Origin of the sequence: Butyrivibrio sp. Su6 (genome assembly GCF_900108105.1) — a bacterium.
Taxonomy (GTDB): domain Bacteria; phylum Bacillota; class Clostridia; order Lachnospirales; family Lachnospiraceae; genus Butyrivibrio.
The window spans coordinates 1-20,183 of record NZ_FNUR01000019.1 but is presented as its reverse complement, the minus strand read 5'-3'; the positions used below and the strand labels follow the sequence as shown (position 1 = coordinate 20,183).

21 protein-coding genes are annotated in these 20,183 nt (G+C 39.6%); 5 read left to right on the top strand and 16 right to left on the bottom strand.

From position 1 onward, the window contains the following. Window positions 1-33 precede the first annotated feature (33 nt). From C4S54_RS15460 to pheA, 6 genes are read right to left on the bottom strand one after another with little or no spacing between them, the layout of a single operon-like run. Entirely contained in the window at window positions 34-852 is an 819-nt protein-coding gene (locus C4S54_RS15460) for a Cof-type HAD-IIB family hydrolase (protein ID WP_103870285.1), read from the bottom strand. 4 nt (window positions 853-856) lie between these two features. Continuing rightward, complete coding sequence (locus C4S54_RS15455; RefSeq protein ID WP_022775039.1) at window positions 857-1,111, bottom strand: hypothetical protein; 255 nt, start codon at window positions 1,109-1,111, stop codon at window positions 857-859. Between the two features lie 15 nt (window positions 1,112-1,126). Next, window positions 1,127-1,711, bottom strand: a complete 585-nt coding sequence (locus C4S54_RS15450) for a Maf family protein (RefSeq protein ID WP_103870284.1) — start codon at window positions 1,709-1,711, stop codon at window positions 1,127-1,129. 21 nt (window positions 1,712-1,732) lie between these two features. Further along, window positions 1,733-3,886 carry an RNA degradosome polyphosphate kinase gene (locus tag C4S54_RS15445; RefSeq protein WP_103870283.1) on the bottom strand — a complete coding sequence of 718 codons (2,154 nt, stop codon included), beginning with the start codon at window positions 3,884-3,886 and terminating at the stop codon, window positions 1,733-1,735. Between the two features lie 18 nt (window positions 3,887-3,904). Further along, entirely contained in the window at window positions 3,905-5,452 is a 1,548-nt protein-coding gene (locus C4S54_RS15440) for a Ppx/GppA phosphatase family protein (RefSeq protein ID WP_103870282.1), read from the bottom strand. 20 nt (window positions 5,453-5,472) lie between these two features. Further along, entirely contained in the window at window positions 5,473-6,600 is a 1,128-nt protein-coding gene (gene pheA / locus C4S54_RS15435; protein ID WP_103870306.1) for a prephenate dehydratase, read from the bottom strand. A gap of 127 nt (window positions 6,601-6,727) precedes the next feature. Between pheA and C4S54_RS15430 the strand changes: the two genes are divergently transcribed. Genes C4S54_RS15430 through C4S54_RS15420 form a run of 3 tightly spaced genes read left to right on the top strand, consistent with a single transcriptional unit; the run spans window position 6,728 to window position 9,210 of the window. Continuing rightward, on the top strand, window positions 6,728-7,732 hold the full coding sequence (locus tag C4S54_RS15430; RefSeq protein WP_103870281.1) for a DUF5050 domain-containing protein: 1,005 nt from the start codon (window positions 6,728-6,730) through the stop codon (window positions 7,730-7,732). 48 nt (window positions 7,733-7,780) lie between these two features. Continuing rightward, entirely contained in the window at window positions 7,781-8,728 is a 948-nt protein-coding gene (gene pyrB, locus C4S54_RS15425) for an aspartate carbamoyltransferase (RefSeq protein ID WP_034482079.1), read from the top strand. A 38-nt stretch (window positions 8,729-8,766) separates the two neighbouring features. Next, entirely contained in the window at window positions 8,767-9,210 is a 444-nt protein-coding gene (locus C4S54_RS15420; protein WP_103870280.1) for an aspartate carbamoyltransferase regulatory subunit, read from the top strand. Window positions 9,211-9,282: 72 nt separating this feature from the next. Here C4S54_RS15420 and C4S54_RS16050 read toward each other — a convergent pair whose 3' ends face one another. The 3 genes from C4S54_RS16050 to C4S54_RS15410 form a co-directional block, all read right to left on the bottom strand. Next, window positions 9,283-9,453 carry a hypothetical protein gene (locus tag C4S54_RS16050; protein WP_160110785.1) on the bottom strand — a complete coding sequence of 57 codons (171 nt, stop codon included), beginning with the start codon at window positions 9,451-9,453 and terminating at the stop codon, window positions 9,283-9,285. Between the two features lie 287 nt (window positions 9,454-9,740). Next, window positions 9,741-10,298 (bottom strand): CAP domain-containing protein, encoded by a 558-nt coding sequence (locus C4S54_RS15415; RefSeq protein ID WP_242973851.1) that lies wholly within the window; start codon window positions 10,296-10,298, stop codon window positions 9,741-9,743. A gap of 135 nt (window positions 10,299-10,433) precedes the next feature. Further along, the gene (locus C4S54_RS15410; RefSeq protein WP_103870278.1) at window positions 10,434-11,201 is read right to left on the bottom strand and encodes a class B sortase; all 768 of its coding nucleotides are present in this window, start codon (window positions 11,199-11,201) and stop codon (window positions 10,434-10,436) included. 98 nt (window positions 11,202-11,299) lie between these two features. Here C4S54_RS15410 and C4S54_RS15405 point away from each other — a divergent pair, with 98 nt between their 5' ends. Both C4S54_RS15405 and C4S54_RS15400 read left to right on the top strand, forming a co-directional pair. Next, complete coding sequence (locus C4S54_RS15405) at window positions 11,300-12,223, top strand: CPBP family intramembrane glutamic endopeptidase (protein WP_160110784.1); 924 nt, start codon at window positions 11,300-11,302, stop codon at window positions 12,221-12,223. 64 nt (window positions 12,224-12,287) lie between these two features. Next, complete coding sequence (locus C4S54_RS15400; RefSeq protein ID WP_103870276.1) at window positions 12,288-13,589, top strand: DNA polymerase Y family protein; 1,302 nt, start codon at window positions 12,288-12,290, stop codon at window positions 13,587-13,589. Window positions 13,590-13,613: 24 nt separating this feature from the next. On the opposite strand, the gene C4S54_RS15395 is transcribed toward C4S54_RS15400, so the two are convergent. From C4S54_RS15395 to C4S54_RS15365, 7 genes are all read right to left on the bottom strand, one after another. Continuing rightward, the gene (locus C4S54_RS15395) at window positions 13,614-14,591 is read right to left on the bottom strand and encodes an RluA family pseudouridine synthase (protein WP_103870275.1); all 978 of its coding nucleotides are present in this window, start codon (window positions 14,589-14,591) and stop codon (window positions 13,614-13,616) included. After that, window positions 14,575-14,823 (bottom strand): Fur family transcriptional regulator, encoded by a 249-nt coding sequence (locus C4S54_RS15390; RefSeq protein ID WP_022775057.1) that lies wholly within the window; start codon window positions 14,821-14,823, stop codon window positions 14,575-14,577. Before C4S54_RS15390 ends, C4S54_RS15395 begins: the two co-directional genes overlap by 17 nt. Window positions 14,824-14,839: 16 nt before the next feature. Further along, on the bottom strand, window positions 14,840-15,205 hold the full coding sequence (locus tag C4S54_RS15385) for a heavy-metal-associated domain-containing protein (protein WP_242973849.1): 366 nt from the start codon (window positions 15,203-15,205) through the stop codon (window positions 14,840-14,842). Window positions 15,206-15,275: 70 nt separating this feature from the next. Further along, window positions 15,276-15,437, bottom strand: coding sequence for a FeoB-associated Cys-rich membrane protein (locus tag C4S54_RS15380; RefSeq protein WP_103870274.1), 162 nt, complete (start codon window positions 15,435-15,437; stop codon window positions 15,276-15,278). 32 nt (window positions 15,438-15,469) lie between these two features. Next, window positions 15,470-17,461 (bottom strand): ferrous iron transporter B, encoded by a 1,992-nt coding sequence (feoB, locus tag C4S54_RS15375; RefSeq protein WP_103870273.1) that lies wholly within the window; start codon window positions 17,459-17,461, stop codon window positions 15,470-15,472. A gap of 146 nt (window positions 17,462-17,607) precedes the next feature. Then, window positions 17,608-17,820, bottom strand: coding sequence for a FeoA family protein (locus tag C4S54_RS15370; protein ID WP_103870272.1), 213 nt, complete (start codon window positions 17,818-17,820; stop codon window positions 17,608-17,610). Between the two features lie 296 nt (window positions 17,821-18,116). Then, a complete protein-coding gene (locus C4S54_RS15365; RefSeq protein WP_103870271.1) occupies window positions 18,117-19,508 on the bottom strand; it encodes a PhoH family protein in 1,392 nt (463 codons plus the stop codon). Between the last annotated feature and the right edge of the window lie 675 nt (window positions 19,509-20,183).

The following is a 20,183-nucleotide window of genomic DNA, read 5'->3' as shown; positions in this document are numbered from 1 at the left end:
AAAATAAGTCAAAAGAACCGTCACTCTGTCTTCTCAAATCGCATTAAGAATAAACTCAGCAAGACCATCGTGATCATTGTCAAAGCGTGTGATCACATCGGCGCTCTTTTTAACAATATCTGTTCCATTTATCATGGCTATTCCACAACCTGCTGCCTCTATCATAGAGATATCATTCTGCTCGTCTCCGGCTGCATAAGTGTTTTCTACGGGAATTCCAAGATAGTCAGATAGTCTTTTTACTACACTTCCCTTTCCTGCCTCAGAAGGAAAAATCTCCATGTAATAAGGATTAGAATATAGAAGTGTAAGCTTATCCCCTACCATTTCCTGAAGCGCTATTCTGAATCTTTCCTGTTTATCATGGTCATGAAGCTCTATAGCTATCATCTTGGAAGGAGGAGCTGATATTTCTCTCATGATATCGTCAGTAACGATGAATGGAGTCTTTATAACTCGTCTGTAATACTCCATACATTCACCGTTCTTTTTGCTGACAATATGGGTTTCATTGTAAGTGTGACAATGCACATCAAACTTTTCTGAAAGCTCAATTATCTTTGGAACCAGCTCAAGTGGAACACCTGTTTTATAGACATATTTTCCATCATCCACACTGTATATTTCAGTTCCGTTAGAACCGCATAAAAAACTGCCCTTAAAGTCGAGATGCAAACCACTATAGACAGCCTTCGCACTGTCTATAGCTCTTCCTGTATTAATACAGAAATGATTTCCTGCATCAGTAAACTTTTTAAGGGCATCTAAAGTCTTCGGAGATATTATCTTCTCACTTGTTAGAAGTGTTCCATCAAGATCAAAGAAAAATATCTTAGAGCCTGTTTTTGCCATTATATTATGCCTCAACTATCAAATATCTACCGTCGCCTATGTCAAAGACTTCGTCCGCTTCAAGTACATTGCCACCTTCAGTATCGACGCCTGCCTCTTCAAAGTACTCTTCTACTTCATCAGGTCCATCAACAACAACAGCCATACAGTCCTCTAAAAAAGCTTCAGCCTCTTCTGTTGTTTCTGCAACATCCTCAGGAAAAAGCTGCCCCTGATTTTCTAAAAAGCATCTTAGAACTGCATCATCATACTCGTGCATAAAAAATCCTCCATATTACAATAAACTTTTATTCTTTAATTCCTTATAGAGTCTTGCAACTGGAAGTCCCACAACATTATAGTAATCGCCGCTTATACCCTTGATATGGATTGCAAACAATCCCTGGATTCCATAGGCACCGGCTTTGTCATCAGGCTCGCCACTGTTCACATAAGCATCGATCTCTTCTGAAGTCAGCTCATCAACATGGACAACTGTTTCCTCATGAAATGTAAAATGCTCTGTCTTATCTCCAATCTTGTAATAAACGGTTACACCTGTATAAACCTCATGAGTATTCCCCGAAAGATCTCTGAGCATTCTCTTGGCATCCTGTCTGTCTATAGGTTTTCCAAGTACTCTATGGTTATATGATACGACTGTGTCTGCACCTATTACAACTATACTGTCTGTACTATCCGTTAAAATTTTGTGAAAAATCTCTGAAGCTTTCTGAAATGAGAGTTCCTCAGCGATTTCTCCAGGCTGCTGTGCAGAGGTCTTTTCCTCAGACACTGCAGGTATTATTTCAAATTCAGGAATAACCTTCCCAAGCAGTTCCTTTCTTCTTGGTGATCCTGATGCTAAAACATAACGCATAAATCTAACTTTCCTTACATTTTATATTTTCATCTCCGGCGTAAACACTCTGGAATTCTGCGGGTTTATATTCTTAACTGCAGCTGCTGCCTCATCGCCGAATATTTTTTGAGAATTAATCCTCTCACCCGGCAAAAGATCTTTTTTCACCTTTTCAAAAGAGCCATCATCATTCATAACATGGGCCTTTTCTGTGTCTCCAAGCTCAAGTTCAAGAATGTGCCACACTTTTTTCCTAAGCTTCTCATTCTCTATCGGGAAAAGAATCTCCACTCTTCTTTCAAGATTTCTTGGCATCCAGTCAGCACTACTAGCGTAAAACTCAGGACTTCCGCCATTCTCAAAGTAAAAGATCCTGCTGTGCTCAAGGAAATTACCGACTATAGATCTGACAGTTATATTGTCAGATATTCCCGGTATCCCTGTTCTAAGGCAGCATATTCCTCGAACTATGAGATCAATCTTAACTCCAAGGCTGCTTGCTTTATAGAGCTCAGCAATAACATCCTTGTGACATATCGAATTCATCTTGGCGATTATCCTTGCAGGCTCGCCGTTTGCAGCATGTTCTTCCTCTCTTCTGATAAGGTCTAATATCCTGTCTTTAAGCCATAGAGGAGCCAGTGATAACTTGTTCCATCCAAGAGGCTCTGAGTAACCTGAAAGCATGTTAAATACAGCTGTCGCATCCTCGCCAAATGCAGGTGCGCAGGTAAATAATCCTACATCAGTATACTGTTTGGCAGTAGAATCATTGTAATTACCTGTTGCAAGATGGACATACCGCTTAATTCCGTCATCCTCTCGTCTGACCACCAAGGTTATCTTACAATGTGTCTTAAGTCCTACAAGTCCGTATATTACATGACACCCGGCTTTTTCAAGCATCTTGGCCCATACGATGTTGTTCTCTTCATCGAATCTGGCCTTAAGCTCAACCAAAACCGTAACCTGCTTCCCATTATCCGCTGCTTTAGCAAGAGCAGCAATGATAGGCGAATTACCACTTACTCTGTAAAGTGTCTGCTTTATGGCAAGTACATTTGGGTCAATCGCTGCATTCTCGACAAATTTTACAACATTTTCGAAAGTCTCGTAAGGATGATGCATAAGCACATCACCTTCTCTGATAACCTCAAAAATATCCTTATCCTTCACAAATTCAGGTACAGGCTGAGGCGATTTGTAGCCGTGCTCCTTAAGGTCATCAAAGCCCTCAAGCTTATACATCTTCATAAGGAATGTAAGGTCAAGGGGACCCTCTATCTTGTAGATTTCATTTTGATCAACTCCTAAATCCGTCACTAAAAGATCAAGGAGCTTTTTATCCATATTGCTGTCAACTTCAAGTCTAATGGCCTGTCCCCACTGCCTAAGTTTAAGCTGCTTCTCAATTTCCTTTAGAAGATCTTCCGCCTCATCCTCGTCAATTGAAAGATCCGCATTCCTTCCAACCCTATATGGAGCACTGGTTAAAATATCATAATTAAGAAACAGTTTGTCTACCTTATCCAGAATCAGCTGTTCAAGAAGGACAACTTTTTTATAATTGTTCTCTCCCTCTGTATAGGGAATCTCTATTATTCTTGGGAGCACATCAGGGACCTGCACTGTTGCAAAATCAATCTCTCCCTTGGAATCCTTCTTTTGCAAAAGAGCTGCAATATTAAGCGTTTTATTTCTGATAAGTGGAAAGGGTCTTGATGAATCCACTGCCATAGGCGTCAAAACGGGAAATATATACTCCTCAAAATATCTGTCTATGTAAGCCCTGTCAGCTCCTTTAAGCTCTGATGGAACGCACACTTTAAGCCCTTTTTCCAAAAGAAGTGGCAAAAGCTCATCGTTGTAGATCTGATATTGCTTATCAACAAATGTATGAACCTTTTCAAGGACCTTTTCAAGCTGCTCAGACGCTGTCATTCCTGCAATGTCACACTTCTGGTAGCCGGCATTTATCATATCCTTAAGCGAAGCAACTCTAACCATAAAAAACTCATCGAGATTGCTGGCAGAAATACTAAGGAACTTGAGTCTTTCAAAGAGAGGATTGCTTTTATCCTCAGCTTCAGAAAGCACTCTCTCATTGAAGCCAATCCAGCTAAGTTCCCTGTTTATATAGTACTTAGGATTTTCAAAATCCAATGGTTCTTTTTCTTTTAGCTTTTTTGACATATTATCCCCTCACTGTCATCACAACATTATTTTTTGACGAATTACCGGCTTTACTCCAAACACTTCCTCAAAAAAGCTTGCTCTGTTGCCAAACATTCCTTTTTCAAGGGTCGTATCTGCCATGGTATCCACATTTATAATGAGCTTTTTGTCCTTAAGTTTTACCGTAACATCCTTAAACTTCTGCTTGTGAGTTCTGTCAAGTCCGTTGGCTACTCTCATGATAGCAGTAAGTTTAGTCATTCTAAGGTAGTCCTCTCTTGAAAAGCCCTGGTAATGTCCGCTTCCCCCGTTGTAATATTCAAACTCCTCATGGTTGAACCTTACAACATTGGCTACTATGGCTCTTTCAATATGAGAAAGACCTATGATCTCTGTAGACATTATGATGTTATAACAGCAGTCGCCTAAATACACAAGGCTTATATATTTACCGCAGTCATGAAGGATTGTTGCGATATTAAGAAGAAGTCTGTCCCTCTTTGACAAACCGTGAAGTTCTGTCGTACTGTCAAAAATGGTGAGCGCGATTTTCTGCAGCGTTTCTCTTCTTGACTTACTTCCGAGAAATCTTTTTGAGATATTCTGTGAACATGCGATAATATCCTGTTCAAAATCATGTGGCGACTTTATATAGTTCTTTTTATCTGCATACTCATAGGCTATTCCATCGCAGAGAGTAATGCCCGGAGCCCATATATTCTCTGCCTTTGTAATATCAAGTATGCACTTTATAAGCGCACTTGAGACAAACAGTAGTGGAACATTATCTTCAGGAATCGTGAGCATTTTGGCAACCTGCTGATCGCTCACAGAAGCTCCTTTTTCTATAAACTTCTTAAACTCTTTTCCTGTAACACTTCCGCAGTCCTTCTCTTCTCTGTCGATCTTCTGAAGAAGAGGTGAAACGTAATCATCAATAAGGATAATGTTTTCAATCTTCTTGTCCTTCATATGCATTTTGGCAAAGACCTGGAGCTGCGAGTTTACAAGTTCAGGAATAAGTTCCATAAACCTTGCCCTGGTTGCCTGAACCTGTTTCATTGCCGTGTGAAGACGAAGCACACCCATTTTGAGGTTCTGAGTGGCAAAAAGAGCATCTTTTTCAAAAAGAGATATCTGAATACTGCCGCCACCGATGTCAACGATGGCTGTAGGCCTTGAAATAACCTCTTCAAACTGATCATATTTTAAGGCGATAGATTTATAGTCTAAAAATCTCTGTTCTGAGTTACTTAATATATCGATGTGAATGCCGGTCCTCTGCTCTATAAGGTCCCTGACGATAAGAATGTCAGAGGTTTCTCTTAGGGCACTTGTACCGTAAGCCTGATAATGTGTAACATCATAGCTTTTCATTATCTTTTTGTACTCAGAAAGTATCCTTATCATCTCATCAACATGTGCCGATGAAATGTGACCTGAGGCATAGGTCTCGCTTCCTATATCCATTCTATGCCTGATGTGATCAAGTTCATGGACCCCCCTGTCCATCGATAGTTCAAATATCTTGAGTGCAATCTCGTATGAACCCACATCTACTGCTGCAAAAACTTCACCCATCATAAAGAAAATACCTTCCTTTATCAATAATTTCCAAGGATCCTGAGCATTTTTGCTTCTTCCCTGAGACCTCGCAGTGCGTTCTTTACCGCACTGTCTGACAGATTTCCCTCAAAATCGATAAAAAATCTGTACTCCCAGTTTCTATCCTCAATAGGGCGAGACTCAATCTTGCTCATATTAAGATCATTATAAATAAAATGTGACATAAGATGATAAAGTGCTCCGGCCTCATGCGGAATCTCCATAATGAGGCTGACTTTTTTAGCATCCTTGCAAAAGATTTTCTGATTGGTCACCACTATGAATCTGGTTGAATTGGAATCTGCCTGATTCACTCCTTTTAGAATAACATCAAGTCCATAAACGCTTGCTGCGCCTTCACTTGCAATAGCAGCTTGTGATATGTCTTTGTCCTCTGCAACTTTTCTGGCTGCAAATGCATTGTTCTTCATACTTATCTGCTGTATATCACTGTGTTCCGATAAAAATCTCGCGCTCTGCATAAGGGACTGGGGATGAGAATAGACCTTTGTGATATCCTCAAGCTTTGCCCCCGGAACACCTAAAAGACAATGTTTTATTTCTATGATCTGCTCGCCAACTATATAGTGCTCATATTCAGCCAAAAGATCATATATCTCACTTACTATGCCCGCCGTGGAATTCTCAATAGGAAGGACAGCAAAGTCACAGCTTCCATCCTCCAAAACAGCCATAGCATCTCTGAATGTCTCAACAGGAAGGGCATTTACATCTTCTCCAAAGAAAGCTTTCATGGCCATTTCGGAATAAGATCCTGCTGCTCCCTGATAGCAGACCCTTGAATTTTTCTTATCTATTCCATCCACCTGAATGAACGGAAGTTTTCCTGACGCCCCTGCCTCAGAAAGTTTCTGATACTGGAGCTTTCTGCTCATGGACATGAGCTGTGAAAAGAGTTCTTCAACGCCCACCTTATTAAAATCAGAATGAGCAAGTTCTTTTACTGCTCTTAGCTTTATATCTTCTCTCTCTTTATCAAAAACCTTTTTCCCATTTGCTATCTTGTAATCAGCAACTCTGGACGCAATGTCCATTCTCTTTTCAAAAAGGTCAACTATCTGCCTGTCTACAACGTCAATCTCATTTCGCAGTTCTTTTAAGTCCATATCAAACACTCCAAGCATAATTATTTGGCAATCTCATACCATAAAGTTTAGCTTAATTATCCCTTGATAGCAAGAAATAACGCGCATATAATGGTTGTAAGGTAGTTTCAGATGAGGGGTGAAACGCATGAGCAAAAGAGCAATTCTTATTGTTTCTATCGTTATGCTGTTAATCATAGGACTGGTGGCTGTATATATCAATGAGCACACAATTCCTATGTCTGCTTCTGATTCCGGCAATTCAGCGGGAAATCTCCATAATAACGGATATTTTTTTGAAATGGATGGCAAAGTATATTTCTCAAACCCTTATGACAACAATTGCCTTTATTCAATGGAGCTTGATGAATCCAAACCAAAGCGCCTAACAAGCATGGGCGTAAAATACATCAATGGAGCAAATGGGCTCTTATATTTTTACATGGATTCATCTTCTATCGGTAAGGGTGTCAGCGGACTTGGAAATGCAACCAATCAGTACGGAATCTACAGATGCAAGATAAATGGTGGGGATCAGACATGTCTTTTGCGCGATTTCTGCGGTGAACTTGCTCTGTGTGGTGAATATCTGTACTACCAGGTAAAAACAGATGGCGGTTCTATAAATAAGATCCGTGTAGATAAAAAGAATAAAGCTCTTGTTGCACCTGAAATGATCTCACCTGTATGTTATGACAACGGGGTCATATATTATACCGGAGTAACAAATGACCACAACATTCACGCTATGTATACTCAAAACGGTGATTCCACAACAGATGTGATTCAGGGCAGCCTCTGGTTCCCTGTCGTTCAAGGCGGCTATATCTATTATTTAAATGCAGTTTCCAATTACAGTCTTTGGAGGACCAATTTGTATTCTGGCGAAACTGAGCTTATTACCTCAGACAGGATTGATTGTTTTACTATGAATGATCAGTTCATTTTCTACTCATATTCCAATGCAGATTCCCCTGCACTTCGCAGATGTGCGCTTGACGGTTCCGGAAAGGTTGATCTTTACGAAGGAGTCGTCAACAGTTTAAATTTAACATCACGTTTTTTATATTTTAAGGTTTACGGGCAGGACGATGTGATGTATCATATGCCTTTGGATGGATCTGCTCCTGCTTCTTTATTTGTAATTTATTAAGTAGGAACGATTAACAATATATATAAATGAGGAGACGGTATGAATAATTTGCGACACATGATGAATCCTCTAGATTTCTCGGTTGACGAGCTAGAGGCTCTGTTCGATGTTGCTGGTGACATCGAAAGAAACATGGACAAATACGCGCATATGTGCGACGGCAAGATATTAGCCACCTGTTTCTACGAACCAAGTACCAGAACAAGACTTAGTTTTGAAACTGCAATGTTACGACTTGGAGGTAAGTGCCTGGGCTTTGCAGACGCCGGCAATTCTTCAGCCGCCAAGGGCGAAAGTGTTTCCGACACTATAAGAGTTATTTCCTGTTTCGCAGATATATGTGCGATGCGTCACCCCAAGGAAGGTGCTCCAATGGTTGCAGCTTCTAAATCTCTTATTCCTGTTATCAATGCCGGTGACGGTGGTCACCAACATCCCACTCAGACACTTACAGATTTATTAACTATCAGATCTTTATATGGCGGACTTAATAATTTCACCATCGGACTTTGTGGAGACCTTAAATTTGGTCGTACTGTCCATTCTCTTATAAATGCCCTCACAAGATACAGCGGCATTCATTTCATTTTCATTTCACCAAAAGAACTTAAAGTACCCGATTACATAACAGAAATGCTTGACTCAAAAGGCATAACCTACGAAGAAGTTATCAAACTTGAAGAAGTAATGCCACGTCTTGATTTCCTGTATATGACAAGAGTTCAGAAGGAAAGATTCTTTAATGAAGAGGATTACATCCGCTTAAAGAATTTCTATATACTTGATAAAGCTAAGATGGCTCTGGCAAAAGAAAAAATGTATATTCTTCATCCACTTCCACGTGTAAATGAAATATCAGTGGAGATTGATTCAGATCCAAGAGCCGCATATTTCAAGCAGGTACAGTACGGACTCTATGTAAGAATGGCACTCATATTGACATTGCTTGACATGACAGACGCCCATATGAATGAAGGTCTGCTTAGAAAATTCTGAACAAGCATTTAAGCATCAGACCTAAGAAAGAGGTAAATATGTTAAATATTGGAAAAATTGAAGAAGGCTTTGTTTTGGATCATATCCAGGCAGGTAAGAGCATGCAGATCTACAAGCATCTGGGCCTTGATAAACTTGATTCAACAGTAGCCATAATTAAAAATGCCAAAAGTAAAGTAATGGGTAAAAAAGATATTCTTAAGATAGAATGTGATATAGATTCTCTTGACCTTGATGTCCTTGCTTTTATTGATCACAATATCACTGTAAACGTAATTAAGGACGGACAGATCATAGAAAAGAGATCTCTCGTACTTCCAAAACAGATTGAGGGAGTTATCAAATGCCACAACCCAAGATGCATTTCTTCGATTGAGCAGGAACTTCCACAGATCTTTTATCTTGCAGATGAAAAAAATGAAATCTATCGCTGCAGATATTGCGATGAGAAGTATTCAGAAGGTGACGTGGTATCGCACTAAAGAGAGTAAAAATAAAGGGCGGCTGCCTGGATGAACATCATCCTCGCAGTGCCCTTTTTTCGTTGTGATAAGTTATTTAATGTAGCCGTTTTGTCTGTAATAAATGTCATCCCCGTGTTTTACACGGCGTTTCTCTTCGTCTCTAAGTAGCTCCTGCATGTAAGGATTATCGTTGGCTCCGGATACTGAAATTGGAGTAGTCTCTTTGTTAACGTAGATATCTTTTGATGATTTTCCAAACATAATAGTGTACCTCCCTCATGAAATAATTGTACCACATTTACGTTTCTGTATGTTCGGATATTAAGTACGGATTACTCCGCCATGCCTCCCGCTCGGAACTTTCGTTCCTCGCTGGAACGGCTTCTTTATACGGATATTAAGTGCGGATTACTCCGCTTCGCTTTCGTAATCCTAAACACCATTCGGAATCCGCACTACCGTGCTACTTCCTCACGGTGTTTATTCGTAAAATTAAAGCGATATGGCACATTTGCTAGCAAATGCCATATCGCTTTAGCTTTACTCACTTAATATCCGAACTCTTGTGCCCAGTACCAGCTGCCGTCACCTGTCTGGCAGATGGCAATACCGACTGTTTTGTATCCGCTATCCATAATGTTTGCGGCATGGGTTGGTGAATTCATCCATGCTGCGTAAACACTGTCTGCTGACTGATAGAGCTTTGCAAGGTTCTCGCCGTACTGAACGTTACTATTAACTGTCCAAAATGCTGAACCATCAGGTCTTGTGTGTGAGAAGGAAGTTGTGATCTCATTGGCACGTACCTGAGCTGCATCTGTAAGAGCATCGCTCCAAACAAGTGCTGCAAGTCCCTGTGCTGCTCTCTGCTGATTCATAAGATTAAATACTGCAGTGCAGGCATCTAATGCTGCCTGACTTGATGCAGCAGATCCTGCAAGAGCAATTGCTTCATCATCAATATATATTTCGCCTTCGCCTTCGTGGATACCTCTGGTTGCAGCCTGATCATCGATTGCCCCCTCCTTAACAGCGCCGCAGGCAACGAATGTGCAGGCCAAGATGCCAGCCACCACCAAAGCAACATATTTTTTAATTTTTCTCATAATCACACTCCTGTGAGTACTAATCTTAATTTCTAGTATCATGGTATCGTAACAACAATACTCATTCAATGAATTCCAGATAACTTTTTTCTAAAACAAAAATAAACATTCACAACTATCTGAAAAATTCTGAAATTATCTTTCCCATGCATTCACTTTTAATGAGTGAACCACAAACCTCTGACTGCCTCCTGCCCTTCCACTGCAGGTAGAAAGTGTGAGAATACTGTTCCCGCTTTCAAGGTCAAGGTCTGAAGGAATCTTATATGCTGAATGAGTCTGGATAAAAGAAATAAAATCTTTATACTCATCAAGATTTGAAACTACTGAATAAGCACCACTTCCAACTTTTGTGATGTAATAAGCAAATACTCTGTACTGATATACATGGTCCTTAGTATATATGTAAATATATGGATCATTCTCAAGAAGAAATTCATTTTCCTTTTGATAAAGGTCTTTTAACCTGCCAAACATGGATTTATCTTTCATATTATGACCAAATACAATGTCATGATACCCGTTAAATCCCGCATCACTCATAACGTCTTCAAAAATACATCCTGCCTTATTTTTTTCAAGTTCAAAGGTCTTATAAAGATATTCATCAACCTCAGACTCTTTTACCACAGGATAACTTATTTCAAGACACGGAAAATAAATCCAGGCAGTGACGTCAGGATTTATCTCTTCGAGCTTACCGAAGTTGATATTAAGCACAGGATAATCGACTATCTCCGCTTCATCTTCCGGAATATAATCGACAGCCACACTTCTTATCTCGTCGTATTCATCAGAAGCAACCTGATACTCCTTCTGATCAACATAGATCATCACACCTTCATAAACAATTATGGCCAGACAGATAATTAGTGCAACAATTCTTATTACTTTCTTTACCATATTTTCTCCCCTTCACAAATATTATAAATCATTTGCTAATGCATAACAAATATACGATAATTGTTAGTAGTAGAATTTTTTATGAGGAGAAAATTTATATGGAGAAAAAAGAAAACAAACTTATTAGTTTTATCAAAAGCTATCACACAGACAACTTCAAATTGAATGATTTCATTCTTATTCCTTTCATTCTTGCATATTTTCTTATAGTTTTAGGCAATACAGTAGGAAATCTTATTATCAATTATCCTGCATCAATGATAATCAATGATACCAATTATGATTATGTCGCTTTTCTTTCTATGTACGCCAGTTTTATTGGCATTTGGATAGTTATTTTTCTGTGGTGTCTTATTCCTTCAAACAGACCAATATTCGGAGCAGTCTGGAAAAAATGTAAGGGAAATACATTAAAACACCTCGGAATTGGCCTTTTGATCGGTTTTGTCACGAATGGTTTCTGCATTCTTCTTGCTGTCTTACACAAAGATATTTATCTCTATTTCTCAGGAGCCAATTTCTTTGCACTTTTGGGCATTTTCATAGCAGTGTTTATACAGTCATCAGCAGAAGAGCTTATATGCAGAGGCTTTCTCTATCAGAGAATTAGAAGAGGTTACCGCCACCCTGCCGTAGCAATTATAGTAAACGCTTTGTTTTTTGGCATTTTACATTTAGGCAATCCTGGTGTCAGCACTTTAGCTATTGTTTCCATAGTTGTTGTAGGTATATGTTATTCAGTAATGGTCTATTATTGTGACAGCTTATGGATGCCAATGGCAGCCCATGCAGCATGGAACTATACCCAGAGTATTGTTTTTGGACTTCCAAACAGCGGCCTTGTATCCAAGTTTTCATTATTCAAACTAGATGCATCAACAGCAACAGACAGTTTTTTCTACAATGTTGGGTTTGGTGTTGAAGAAACAATAGTTGCAGTATCCATAAACGTCATATGCGCAATACTTGTTGTCGTATGGGGCGTAAAAAACAAAAAGAAGCCCACAAATATCTGGGAATGATGACTAATAAAAACATACAAAAAGAATCATTGCGCCGAACTTTTGTTCGGCGTATTATATTGTTATGAATGAGTTTAATCAATCTGAAAATAAAAAAATAATATTTCACATAGACGTCAATTCTGCTTTTCTTTCATGGTCAGCTTTAAAAAAGCTTGAGGAAGAGCCCGGAAGCATCGATCTTAGGACAATACCCTCTGCTGTTGGAGGCGATGTCAATTCAAGGCATGGCATCATTACCGCCAAGTCAATCCCTGCCAAAAAGTATGGCATTGTCACAGGTGAGCCAGTAATAAAAGCGCTTCAGAAATGTCCTAAACTCGTCATGGTTCCTTCAGACTTTGCCACCTATAGGCGCTACTCTCACGCTTTCATCGACATTTTGAAAAAGTATTCTCCGCTTGTGGAACAGGTTTCTGTAGATGAGGCATATGTTGATTTCTCTGGTACAAGGAATCTTTACAGACATTTAGAAACGAGTGAACACCCATTTCCGATGTCAATTGCCTATGCCATAAAGGATGAGGTAAAAAACAGCCTTGGATTTACTGTAAATGTCGGCATTTCCAATAATAAACTCCTCGCCAAAATGGCCAGTGATTTTCAAAAGCCGGACAGAGTACACACTCTTTTTCCTGATGAAATTCCTTCCAAGATGTGGCCACTCCCTATTAGGGACCTTTTTGGCTGTGGCAAAGCCACTGCAGAAAGGCTTGAGAGCATAGGTATCAGAACTATTGGCGATGCTGCAAAAAGTGAGCTGACTTTTTTATGCAGTATCCTTGGTGAAAACGGTGGGAAATACATATACGCAAGCGCCAACGGGATTGGAAGCAGCAATGTTTCTGACGAATATGACGATGCAAAGAGCTATTCCAATGAGACCACTCTGTCCTATGACCTAAACGCCGACAACTATGACAAGGATATAGGAGGCATTCTAAAATGGCTCTCTGAAAGCGTTTCAAGAAGGCTGAAAAGAGAAAATGTTTACGGTAAAACTGTCACAGTAAGCGTAAAAACAGGGAATTTTAAAAGGCATTCCTGCCAGATGGGACTTGAAAGCTCCATAAATGATGCTGATAAAATCCTAAAGCATGCAAAAGAACTTGCCGACAAGCTTCTTCTTGGTGATAACGGCCTATTCATCAAAGGTGAAGTAATAAGGCTTGTGGGAGTAGGTGTCAGCAAAATGGATGATGGCAGTTTCCATCAGCTTAATCTCTTTGAAGATATCATGCCACAGACCTCAGAATCGGTAAAAGAACCTTCAATATCAGAGGACAAACGAAAAAAACTTGATGCCATGACACAAAAACTCACTTCTGCCTATGGCAAAGACATAATCAAAAAAGGAATGAAATAAAAAATGAAGAATGATCCTTAAAGGTCACTCTTCATTTTTTATTACCATCTTCATATCATCAGGCATTGATGCCAAAAAACGCAGTTCCTGCCCTGATATTGGTTGTAAAAATGTAAGTGCGCATGCATGAAGGGCTGCTCTTTCCATTCCATGGTTATTTGCTATTTCTTTTCCATAGAGACTGTCTCCTAATAAGGGATGTCCAATATAAGACATGTGAACTCTTATCTGATGGGTTCTTCCAGTATCAAGTTTAAGTCTCACAAGAGCAAAATCGTCAAACTGTTTTTCAACTTCATAGTGAGTGACAGCTCTTTTCCCGTCATCTCTTACTTCCCTTATCATCTTTTCTTTTGGATTTTCCCATATTGGAGCATCGATGGTCCCCTGTTTTTCGGGAAAAATCCCATCACAGAGAGCAAGATACTCTTTTCTCCTTGACATATCAAGGCACTGCTCAGAAAGAAGTGCTGCACTGTATCTGTTCTTGGCAAAAATAATAAGTCCCGATGTTTCCCTGTCAAGTCGCCCGATCACTCTTATAACGTGATTCTGACCGGTCCTGTTGTAATAGCCCATGAGTGCATTGCTCAGTGAATCCGTAAAATGGCAATATGAGGGATGAACAACCACATTCCCCTGTTTATTGACTACAACAATATCTTCATCTTCATAGACTATATCTATTGGATCATCACTTGGAACAATTTCTGAAGCGTTGTCTGTATCTTCATAGATCCTGACTACAAGCTCCTGTCCCGGCTTTATTTCATCAATGATCCTTACAGCCTTTCCTTCACACATAACGCCGTCTTCAAAGAGTTTGCACCTCGTTACTTCCCTGCTTGAGAGCTTTAATCTTTCACGCATTATATCGCCCGCTCTCATAACTCCATCTTCTATTTTTAATTCATATCTGATTTCTCTATAGCTGTTATTCATACGTAGCATTATAACTAAAAAAAGGATAACAGGCAAAAACCTGTTATCCTCTGTTTTCATTATTGATCTCGATCATGTCGATCCTGTTTATCACTCCAATATCTTCAAGTACCCGGATCATTCGGTAGACAGTAGCCATTCCTACGCTGTTGTCCTTTGCCATGACCTTATAATATATATCTTTACAGGAAGAATGGTCATTTCCCATAATAACATCAACTATCAGTTTCCTCTGTTTGGTAATACGGCATCCGTTTTGCTTAAGTCTGTCTATAACCTGTTCACTGCTCATACTACTGTTCCCCTCCTTATAGTGCCTCCACACTTATAACTTCATAGCCAGCCTTAGTTATGGTGTCACAAATAAGGCTTTCAGGAATCTCCTTGTATAAAGAAACATACGCTGCTTTTTGGGATAACTTAACTTTTGCCACTACCCCATCCAGCTCATCAAGTTTTCTTTCAACCCTGTTCTTACAGTTATCACAGTGCATGCCCTCTATCGTCACTTTAAGTTTAGACAAAGGTTTTCCGGATATTTTCTTTTTGGGAGCTTTTTCTTTTGGCCCTCCACAGCAGGATCCCTCTCCCTTCATATGCTGGATTGTGCCTTTAACAGCAAAGAAAAGAATAACAGAAATAACCAGAATAATTATTATATTGGAAACGCTCAAACTATTACCTCCAACAGATACTAATACAAATCTAGTGCCTTATCTGCCTGACAAGACACTAGACATCTGATCATTGTTTTTTTGTTAAAGAGCTACATGCTTTTGCTTTGCTACAGTTTTCCGCCATTGGACAGCCTATGCAGTGTGTGCCCTTTTTCTTTTCCTTATAGATATAGAAAACGGCAAGTCCAACACAAAGTAAGATAATAATTGAAATTAAAACATCTATCATGATAACTCCTAACTAACAATTGCTTTTAAATATCAGCCAAGTTTGTACTCAAGTACCATCTGTTTCTGATTTCTCTTGATGATGAATATGATAACTGCTGCAAATACTGCTACTGCAACAAGTCCGCCTACAAAGCCTGTTCCAACAGAACCTGTTGTGATAAGTGTACCAATCTGGTATACAAGGAATCCAACTGTAAATCCTGTTGCAAGCTGGAGAGCGATCGCACCCCAAAGCCACTTAGCAGATTTCATTTCAGAGTTCATAGCACCAAGTGCTGCGAAACATGGTGGTGTATATAAGTTAAACATAAGATATGCAAGTGCTGCAACCTTTGTTATTCCCATAACTGCTGCTACTGCATTTCCTTCACCGATAAGCTCAAGTTCCTCTGTATCAATGAGGTTAGAGATAGCATAAACTGTAGCGATTGTTCCTACAACGTTCTCTTTTGCAATAAAGCCTGTGATAGCTGCTGCAGCAAGCTGCCAGCTTACGATACCAACTACAGGTACAAGAAGGTAAGCAAATGGTCCTGCAACGCCTGCAAGGATTGATGTGCTCTCCATTCCCTCTTCAACTGGCTGGAATGAGAAGTCAAATGTCTGCATGATCTGAACTACTGTGTTACATACTAAGATAACTGTTCCTGCCTTAACGATATAAGCCTTACCTCTTTCAAGCATTGACTTAAGAGCAAATGTAAGACTTGGAACCTTATACTCAGGAAGTTCAATGATGAAGAATGACTTTCTGTACTTCATACCTGTAACAGCCTTGATAAGAAGAGCTCCTAAAAGGATAAGGAGGATACCACCCATGTAGCAGATGAAGCTAACCCATTTTGATTCAGGGAAGAATGCGCCTGCAAAAAGAGCTATAACAGGAAGCTTAGCACCACATGGCATGAAAGTTGCAAGCATAGCTGTTGCACGTCTTTCTCTCTCATTTCTGATAGTTCTGCATGCCATGATAGCAGGGATACCACAACCTGTACCGATGATCATAGGAATTACAGACTTACCTGAAAGACCTACTCTCTTGAAAATAGGATCAAGAACTACTGTTGCTCTTGACATATAACCGCAATCCTCTAAAAGAGCGATGAGGAAGTACATAACCATAACAAGTGGAAGGAAACCTACTACGGCACCAACACCACCGATAATACCATCAACAAGAAGGGCGTAAAGAAGTGGATTAGCATCTGCCATAGCATCTCCAACCCATCCCTGGAAGCTTTCAATCCATCCGGCAAGAATATCTGCAAGCCATGTGCCTACTGTTGTCTGTGAGATGTAGAATACAAGCCACATAATAGCAGCGAAAACTACGATACCGATAACCGGATGAGTAATAATATTATCAATTGTATCGCCGATGTTCTTATCTTTTGTAAGAACTTTACGATTTTCAACATCTGCTACGATCTTATTTACAAAATCAAAACGCTTTCTGTCAGCTTCTTCAACTTCAGCCTTATTAGAAAGGTCGATATTTCCTTCTGAATATGCTGCCTTCTGTCCTTTTCCTTCAAGCTCTGCAGCAGCCTTAACAACATCCTTAAGACCAGTTTCTGATGTTGCAACTGTATTTATTACAGGACAGCCAAGCTTTTCTGATAAAGCCTTGGCATCAACTTTGTTTCCTTTTTTATCATTGGAATCTGTCTTGTTAAGTGCAACTACAACAGGAATTCCAAGCTCAAGAAGCTGTGTTGTGAAGAACAAGCTTCTGCTAAGGTTTGTTGCATCAACAATGTTTATGATTGCATCAGGATGCTCATTTTTAACGTAACCGCTTGTGATACTCTCCTCTGATGTAAATGGTGACATTGAATATGCACCAGGAAGGTCTACAGCGATAAGCTCCTTGTCCCCATCATAGAAGCTCTTTTTAATAGGACTCTCCTTTTTGTCTACTGTAACGCCCGCCCAGTTACCTATTTTTTCATTACGACCGGTGAGAGCATTGTACATGGTAGTTTTTCCACTGTTTGGATTACCAGCCATTGCGATTCTCATTTCTTTTCCTCCTGAAATAAACTAATTGTATTTTATTTATCAGGGACGCACCTTACGATGAATCCGAGCAAACTAAGTTACTTATGGCTAACAGCCTGTGAAAAAATATCTGGCATAAATTGATATGCCAGTCTTTCAGATAATGATCAGATTGTAATAGCGCCTGCAAGCTCAGGATCGATGTTATATCTCGCATCCTTTATCGCAACTACAAGATTGCGCTTCTTATCTACAACTGTGATCTTCTCTCCGCTATAGCATCCAAGTGAAAAGAGAAAACTCTTCATGTCCTCATCATCACCTGTATCTACGCCAGTAACAACATACTCTTGACCAAGTACAGCTTCATTTAATGTCATATCAGTACTCCTTTTCGTTACCCTTTGCTAACCGAATGTTAGTTTATTCTAACTGATATTTTTTGTCAACAACAGGTTTTGCGCAATTTAATATTTATTTTTTAAAGGAAAATTATATCTTTTTGTGTTAGCTATTGCTAACTTCTTTTTCTAAATAATATCCTTTTTGAAAAATAATGTCAATAAAATGTTGATTAATTTTTGATAAAGGAGATGGCTTTAAAGGAATCTTCTATGAAATAAAAAACTGGCTTATGCAAAGCGCATAAGCCAGTCAGATCAAGCTCATTATTCAATTAAAAATACTTTTTGTCCTTCATTCTCTCAATGGCATCCATAGCAAGCTTACTTCTTTCGCATTCAGCTGCAGAAAGGGATATCTGCCATGCATAAGGACTTCCCTTCATATGCTCTGAAGCATACGACAAGCCATTTGTCCTCTCATCAAGAAAAGGTCTGTCTATCTGGTTAGGATCACCTAAAAGGATTATCTTGGTGTCCTTTCCAGCTCTTGTAATGATTCCTTTTGCCTGAGTTGGAGTCATGTTCTGAGCTTCATCAATAATAAGATAGGTCTTAAGGATTGACCTTCCTCTGATGAAGTTTAATGCTTCACACTGAACGATTCCTCTTTCAAAGACCTCATCTGTCTTACCCTGCAGCTCTTTTTCATCCTTATATCTCTCTTCTTCATTGGAGTCAATGAGCTGCTCAAGGTTGTCGATAATCGGTCTCATAAGAGGTGATATCTTCTCCTGTTCATCGCCGGGGAGAAAACCAATATCATCATCAAACTGAGAGTTTGGCCTGCAGACAAGAATCCTTCGATATTCACCAGTCGGTCTGTTTATCATCTTTTCAAGACCTACAGCAAGTGAATAAAATGTCTTGGCTGTACCAGCCATGCCCTTTACAATTACAAGCGGAGCCACCTCAGCAGGCTGCATGAGTGCTTCCTGAAGGAAATACTGTCCGGCATTCCTGGGTTTAACTCCATATGGCTGACTCTTTTCAAACTCAAGCTTTTTTATGAAGCCTTTAGATACACGGCCCATCTGGGTTTTATTAGTTGACTGATCTGCTCTTACAATAACAAATTCATTCTCATACAGCTCGGGTGCATATTGATTTCCATCGTCATCGCAGCAATAGACTTTATCAACAGGAATACCTTTTTTCTTGAAATCCTTAAAGATTTCTTCCGGTGCAAAAACAGATATTCGCCCGCTGTACTGCTCACCATGGTCCGCAACCTGTTCTGTCGTGAAGTCTTCTGACTTAATATTAAGGAGTTGTGCCTTAATTCGCATCAAAATGTCCTTAGTTACAAGAATTACCTGAACCTTGGATACTTCACTAAGACCCTTACATACTTTCAGGATACGGTTATCAGATTTATAATCTGCCATATCCTTAGGGAGTTCTACATCTTTAAAGTTCTTTTCAACTCTAAGAAGTCCCCCATTGTCAAGCTCTACACCTGCAACCAGATTGCCTGATCCTCGAAGCTGATCGAGAATTCTGATTGCCTCTCGTACATTCGCTCCTCTCTCGCCCTCATCTCTCTTGTGGGCGTCAAGCTCCTCTAACACTACCAGCGGAAGAACGACCTCGTTATCATCAAAGCACTTTAAGGCGTGTGGTGCCTGAATCAAAACGTTGGTGTCCAGTACGTAGATCTTCTTCATGCGTAGGTCCCCCTCTATTTGTATGACTTATATTGTTATTATACCACATATAGTGGTTTTAGGATACAAAATGAAAAAGTTATGTAATAAAAATATATAAAAATCTGGATTGACTATTGACTAAAAGCGAGAGTTTTATTATTAGAATTGATCTTTATTACGAATGCTTAGATTACTGCTCCGTACGCCACCATTGACTGAGCCTGAGGAAAGCGCCATGCCAGCTCTGCCGACGGTGAGGATGATGGGAACAGTAATTAGATTCGCGCACCGTTGGATTCAGTATTGTAGCGTTTTCCTCAGAACCCGCCAATGGCAAGCACCTTCGGTGTGGCTGAGGGAAGATGCCCAATGTCATTTAGTTAAGGAAATTCATATATACTTTCATATCAAAAACATTATTGCAAAAGAAAAAGTGATTCTACAAAGAACGTAAGAATCACTTTTTTATTTGAAAATTTTTAAATTAGGGCTTGACACAGGCCTCAAAAAGTGCGGCCGCCTTTGCTAAAGAAGCTTTAGCAAAGGCGGCCCCTTAAATCAAAGGTATCCGACCACACATTGATTTAAGGAGGCACTCATGAAAGCATCATACATCAAAAAGAAGTTTTTTGAAACTATTGATTCTATTGTTGCGGATCCATCACCGTTTGTAAAAAGACCTGGTTCTGATTT

Excerpts from the sequence above, each read along its gene's own strand:
- C4S54_RS15460 (WP_103870285.1), bottom strand. The coding sequence starts at position 852 with ATGGCAAAAACAGGCTCTAAGATATTTTTCTTTGATCTTGATGGAACA.
- C4S54_RS15455 (WP_022775039.1), bottom strand. The coding sequence starts at position 1,111 with ATGCACGAGTATGATGATGCAGTTCTAAGATGCTTTTTAGAAAATCAG.
- C4S54_RS15450 (WP_103870284.1), bottom strand. The coding sequence starts at position 1,711 with ATGCGTTATGTTTTAGCATCAGGATCACCAAGAAGAAAGGAACTGCTT.
- C4S54_RS15445 (WP_103870283.1), bottom strand. The coding sequence starts at position 3,886 with ATGTCAAAAAAGCTAAAAGAAAAAGAACCATTGGATTTTGAAAATCCT.
- C4S54_RS15440 (WP_103870282.1), bottom strand. The coding sequence starts at position 5,452 with ATGATGGGTGAAGTTTTTGCAGCAGTAGATGTGGGTTCATACGAGATT.
- pheA (WP_103870306.1), bottom strand. The coding sequence starts at position 6,600 with ATGGACTTAAAAGAACTGCGAAATGAGATTGACGTTGTAGACAGGCAG.
- C4S54_RS15430 (WP_103870281.1), top strand. The coding sequence starts at position 6,728 with ATGAGCAAAAGAGCAATTCTTATTGTTTCTATCGTTATGCTGTTAATC.
- C4S54_RS15420 (WP_103870280.1), top strand. The coding sequence starts at position 8,767 with ATGTTAAATATTGGAAAAATTGAAGAAGGCTTTGTTTTGGATCATATC.
- C4S54_RS16050 (WP_160110785.1), bottom strand. The coding sequence starts at position 9,453 with ATGTTTGGAAAATCATCAAAAGATATCTACGTTAACAAAGAGACTACT.
- C4S54_RS15415 (WP_242973851.1), bottom strand. The coding sequence starts at position 10,298 with ATGAGAAAAATTAAAAAATATGTTGCTTTGGTGGTGGCTGGCATCTTG.
- C4S54_RS15410 (WP_103870278.1), bottom strand. The coding sequence starts at position 11,201 with ATGGTAAAGAAAGTAATAAGAATTGTTGCACTAATTATCTGTCTGGCC.
- C4S54_RS15405 (WP_160110784.1), top strand. The coding sequence starts at position 11,300 with ATGGAGAAAAAAGAAAACAAACTTATTAGTTTTATCAAAAGCTATCAC.
- C4S54_RS15400 (WP_103870276.1), top strand. The coding sequence starts at position 12,288 with ATGAATGAGTTTAATCAATCTGAAAATAAAAAAATAATATTTCACATA.
- C4S54_RS15395 (WP_103870275.1), bottom strand. The coding sequence starts at position 14,591 with ATGAAAACAGAGGATAACAGGTTTTTGCCTGTTATCCTTTTTTTAGTT.
- C4S54_RS15390 (WP_022775057.1), bottom strand. The coding sequence starts at position 14,823 with ATGAGCAGTGAACAGGTTATAGACAGACTTAAGCAAAACGGATGCCGT.
- C4S54_RS15380 (WP_103870274.1), bottom strand. The coding sequence starts at position 15,437 with ATGATAGATGTTTTAATTTCAATTATTATCTTACTTTGTGTTGGACTT.
- feoB (WP_103870273.1), bottom strand. The coding sequence starts at position 17,461 with ATGAGAATCGCAATGGCTGGTAATCCAAACAGTGGAAAAACTACCATG.
- C4S54_RS15370 (WP_103870272.1), bottom strand. The coding sequence starts at position 17,820 with ATGACATTAAATGAAGCTGTACTTGGTCAAGAGTATGTTGTTACTGGC.
- C4S54_RS15365 (WP_103870271.1), bottom strand. The coding sequence starts at position 19,508 with ATGAAGAAGATCTACGTACTGGACACCAACGTTTTGATTCAGGCACCA.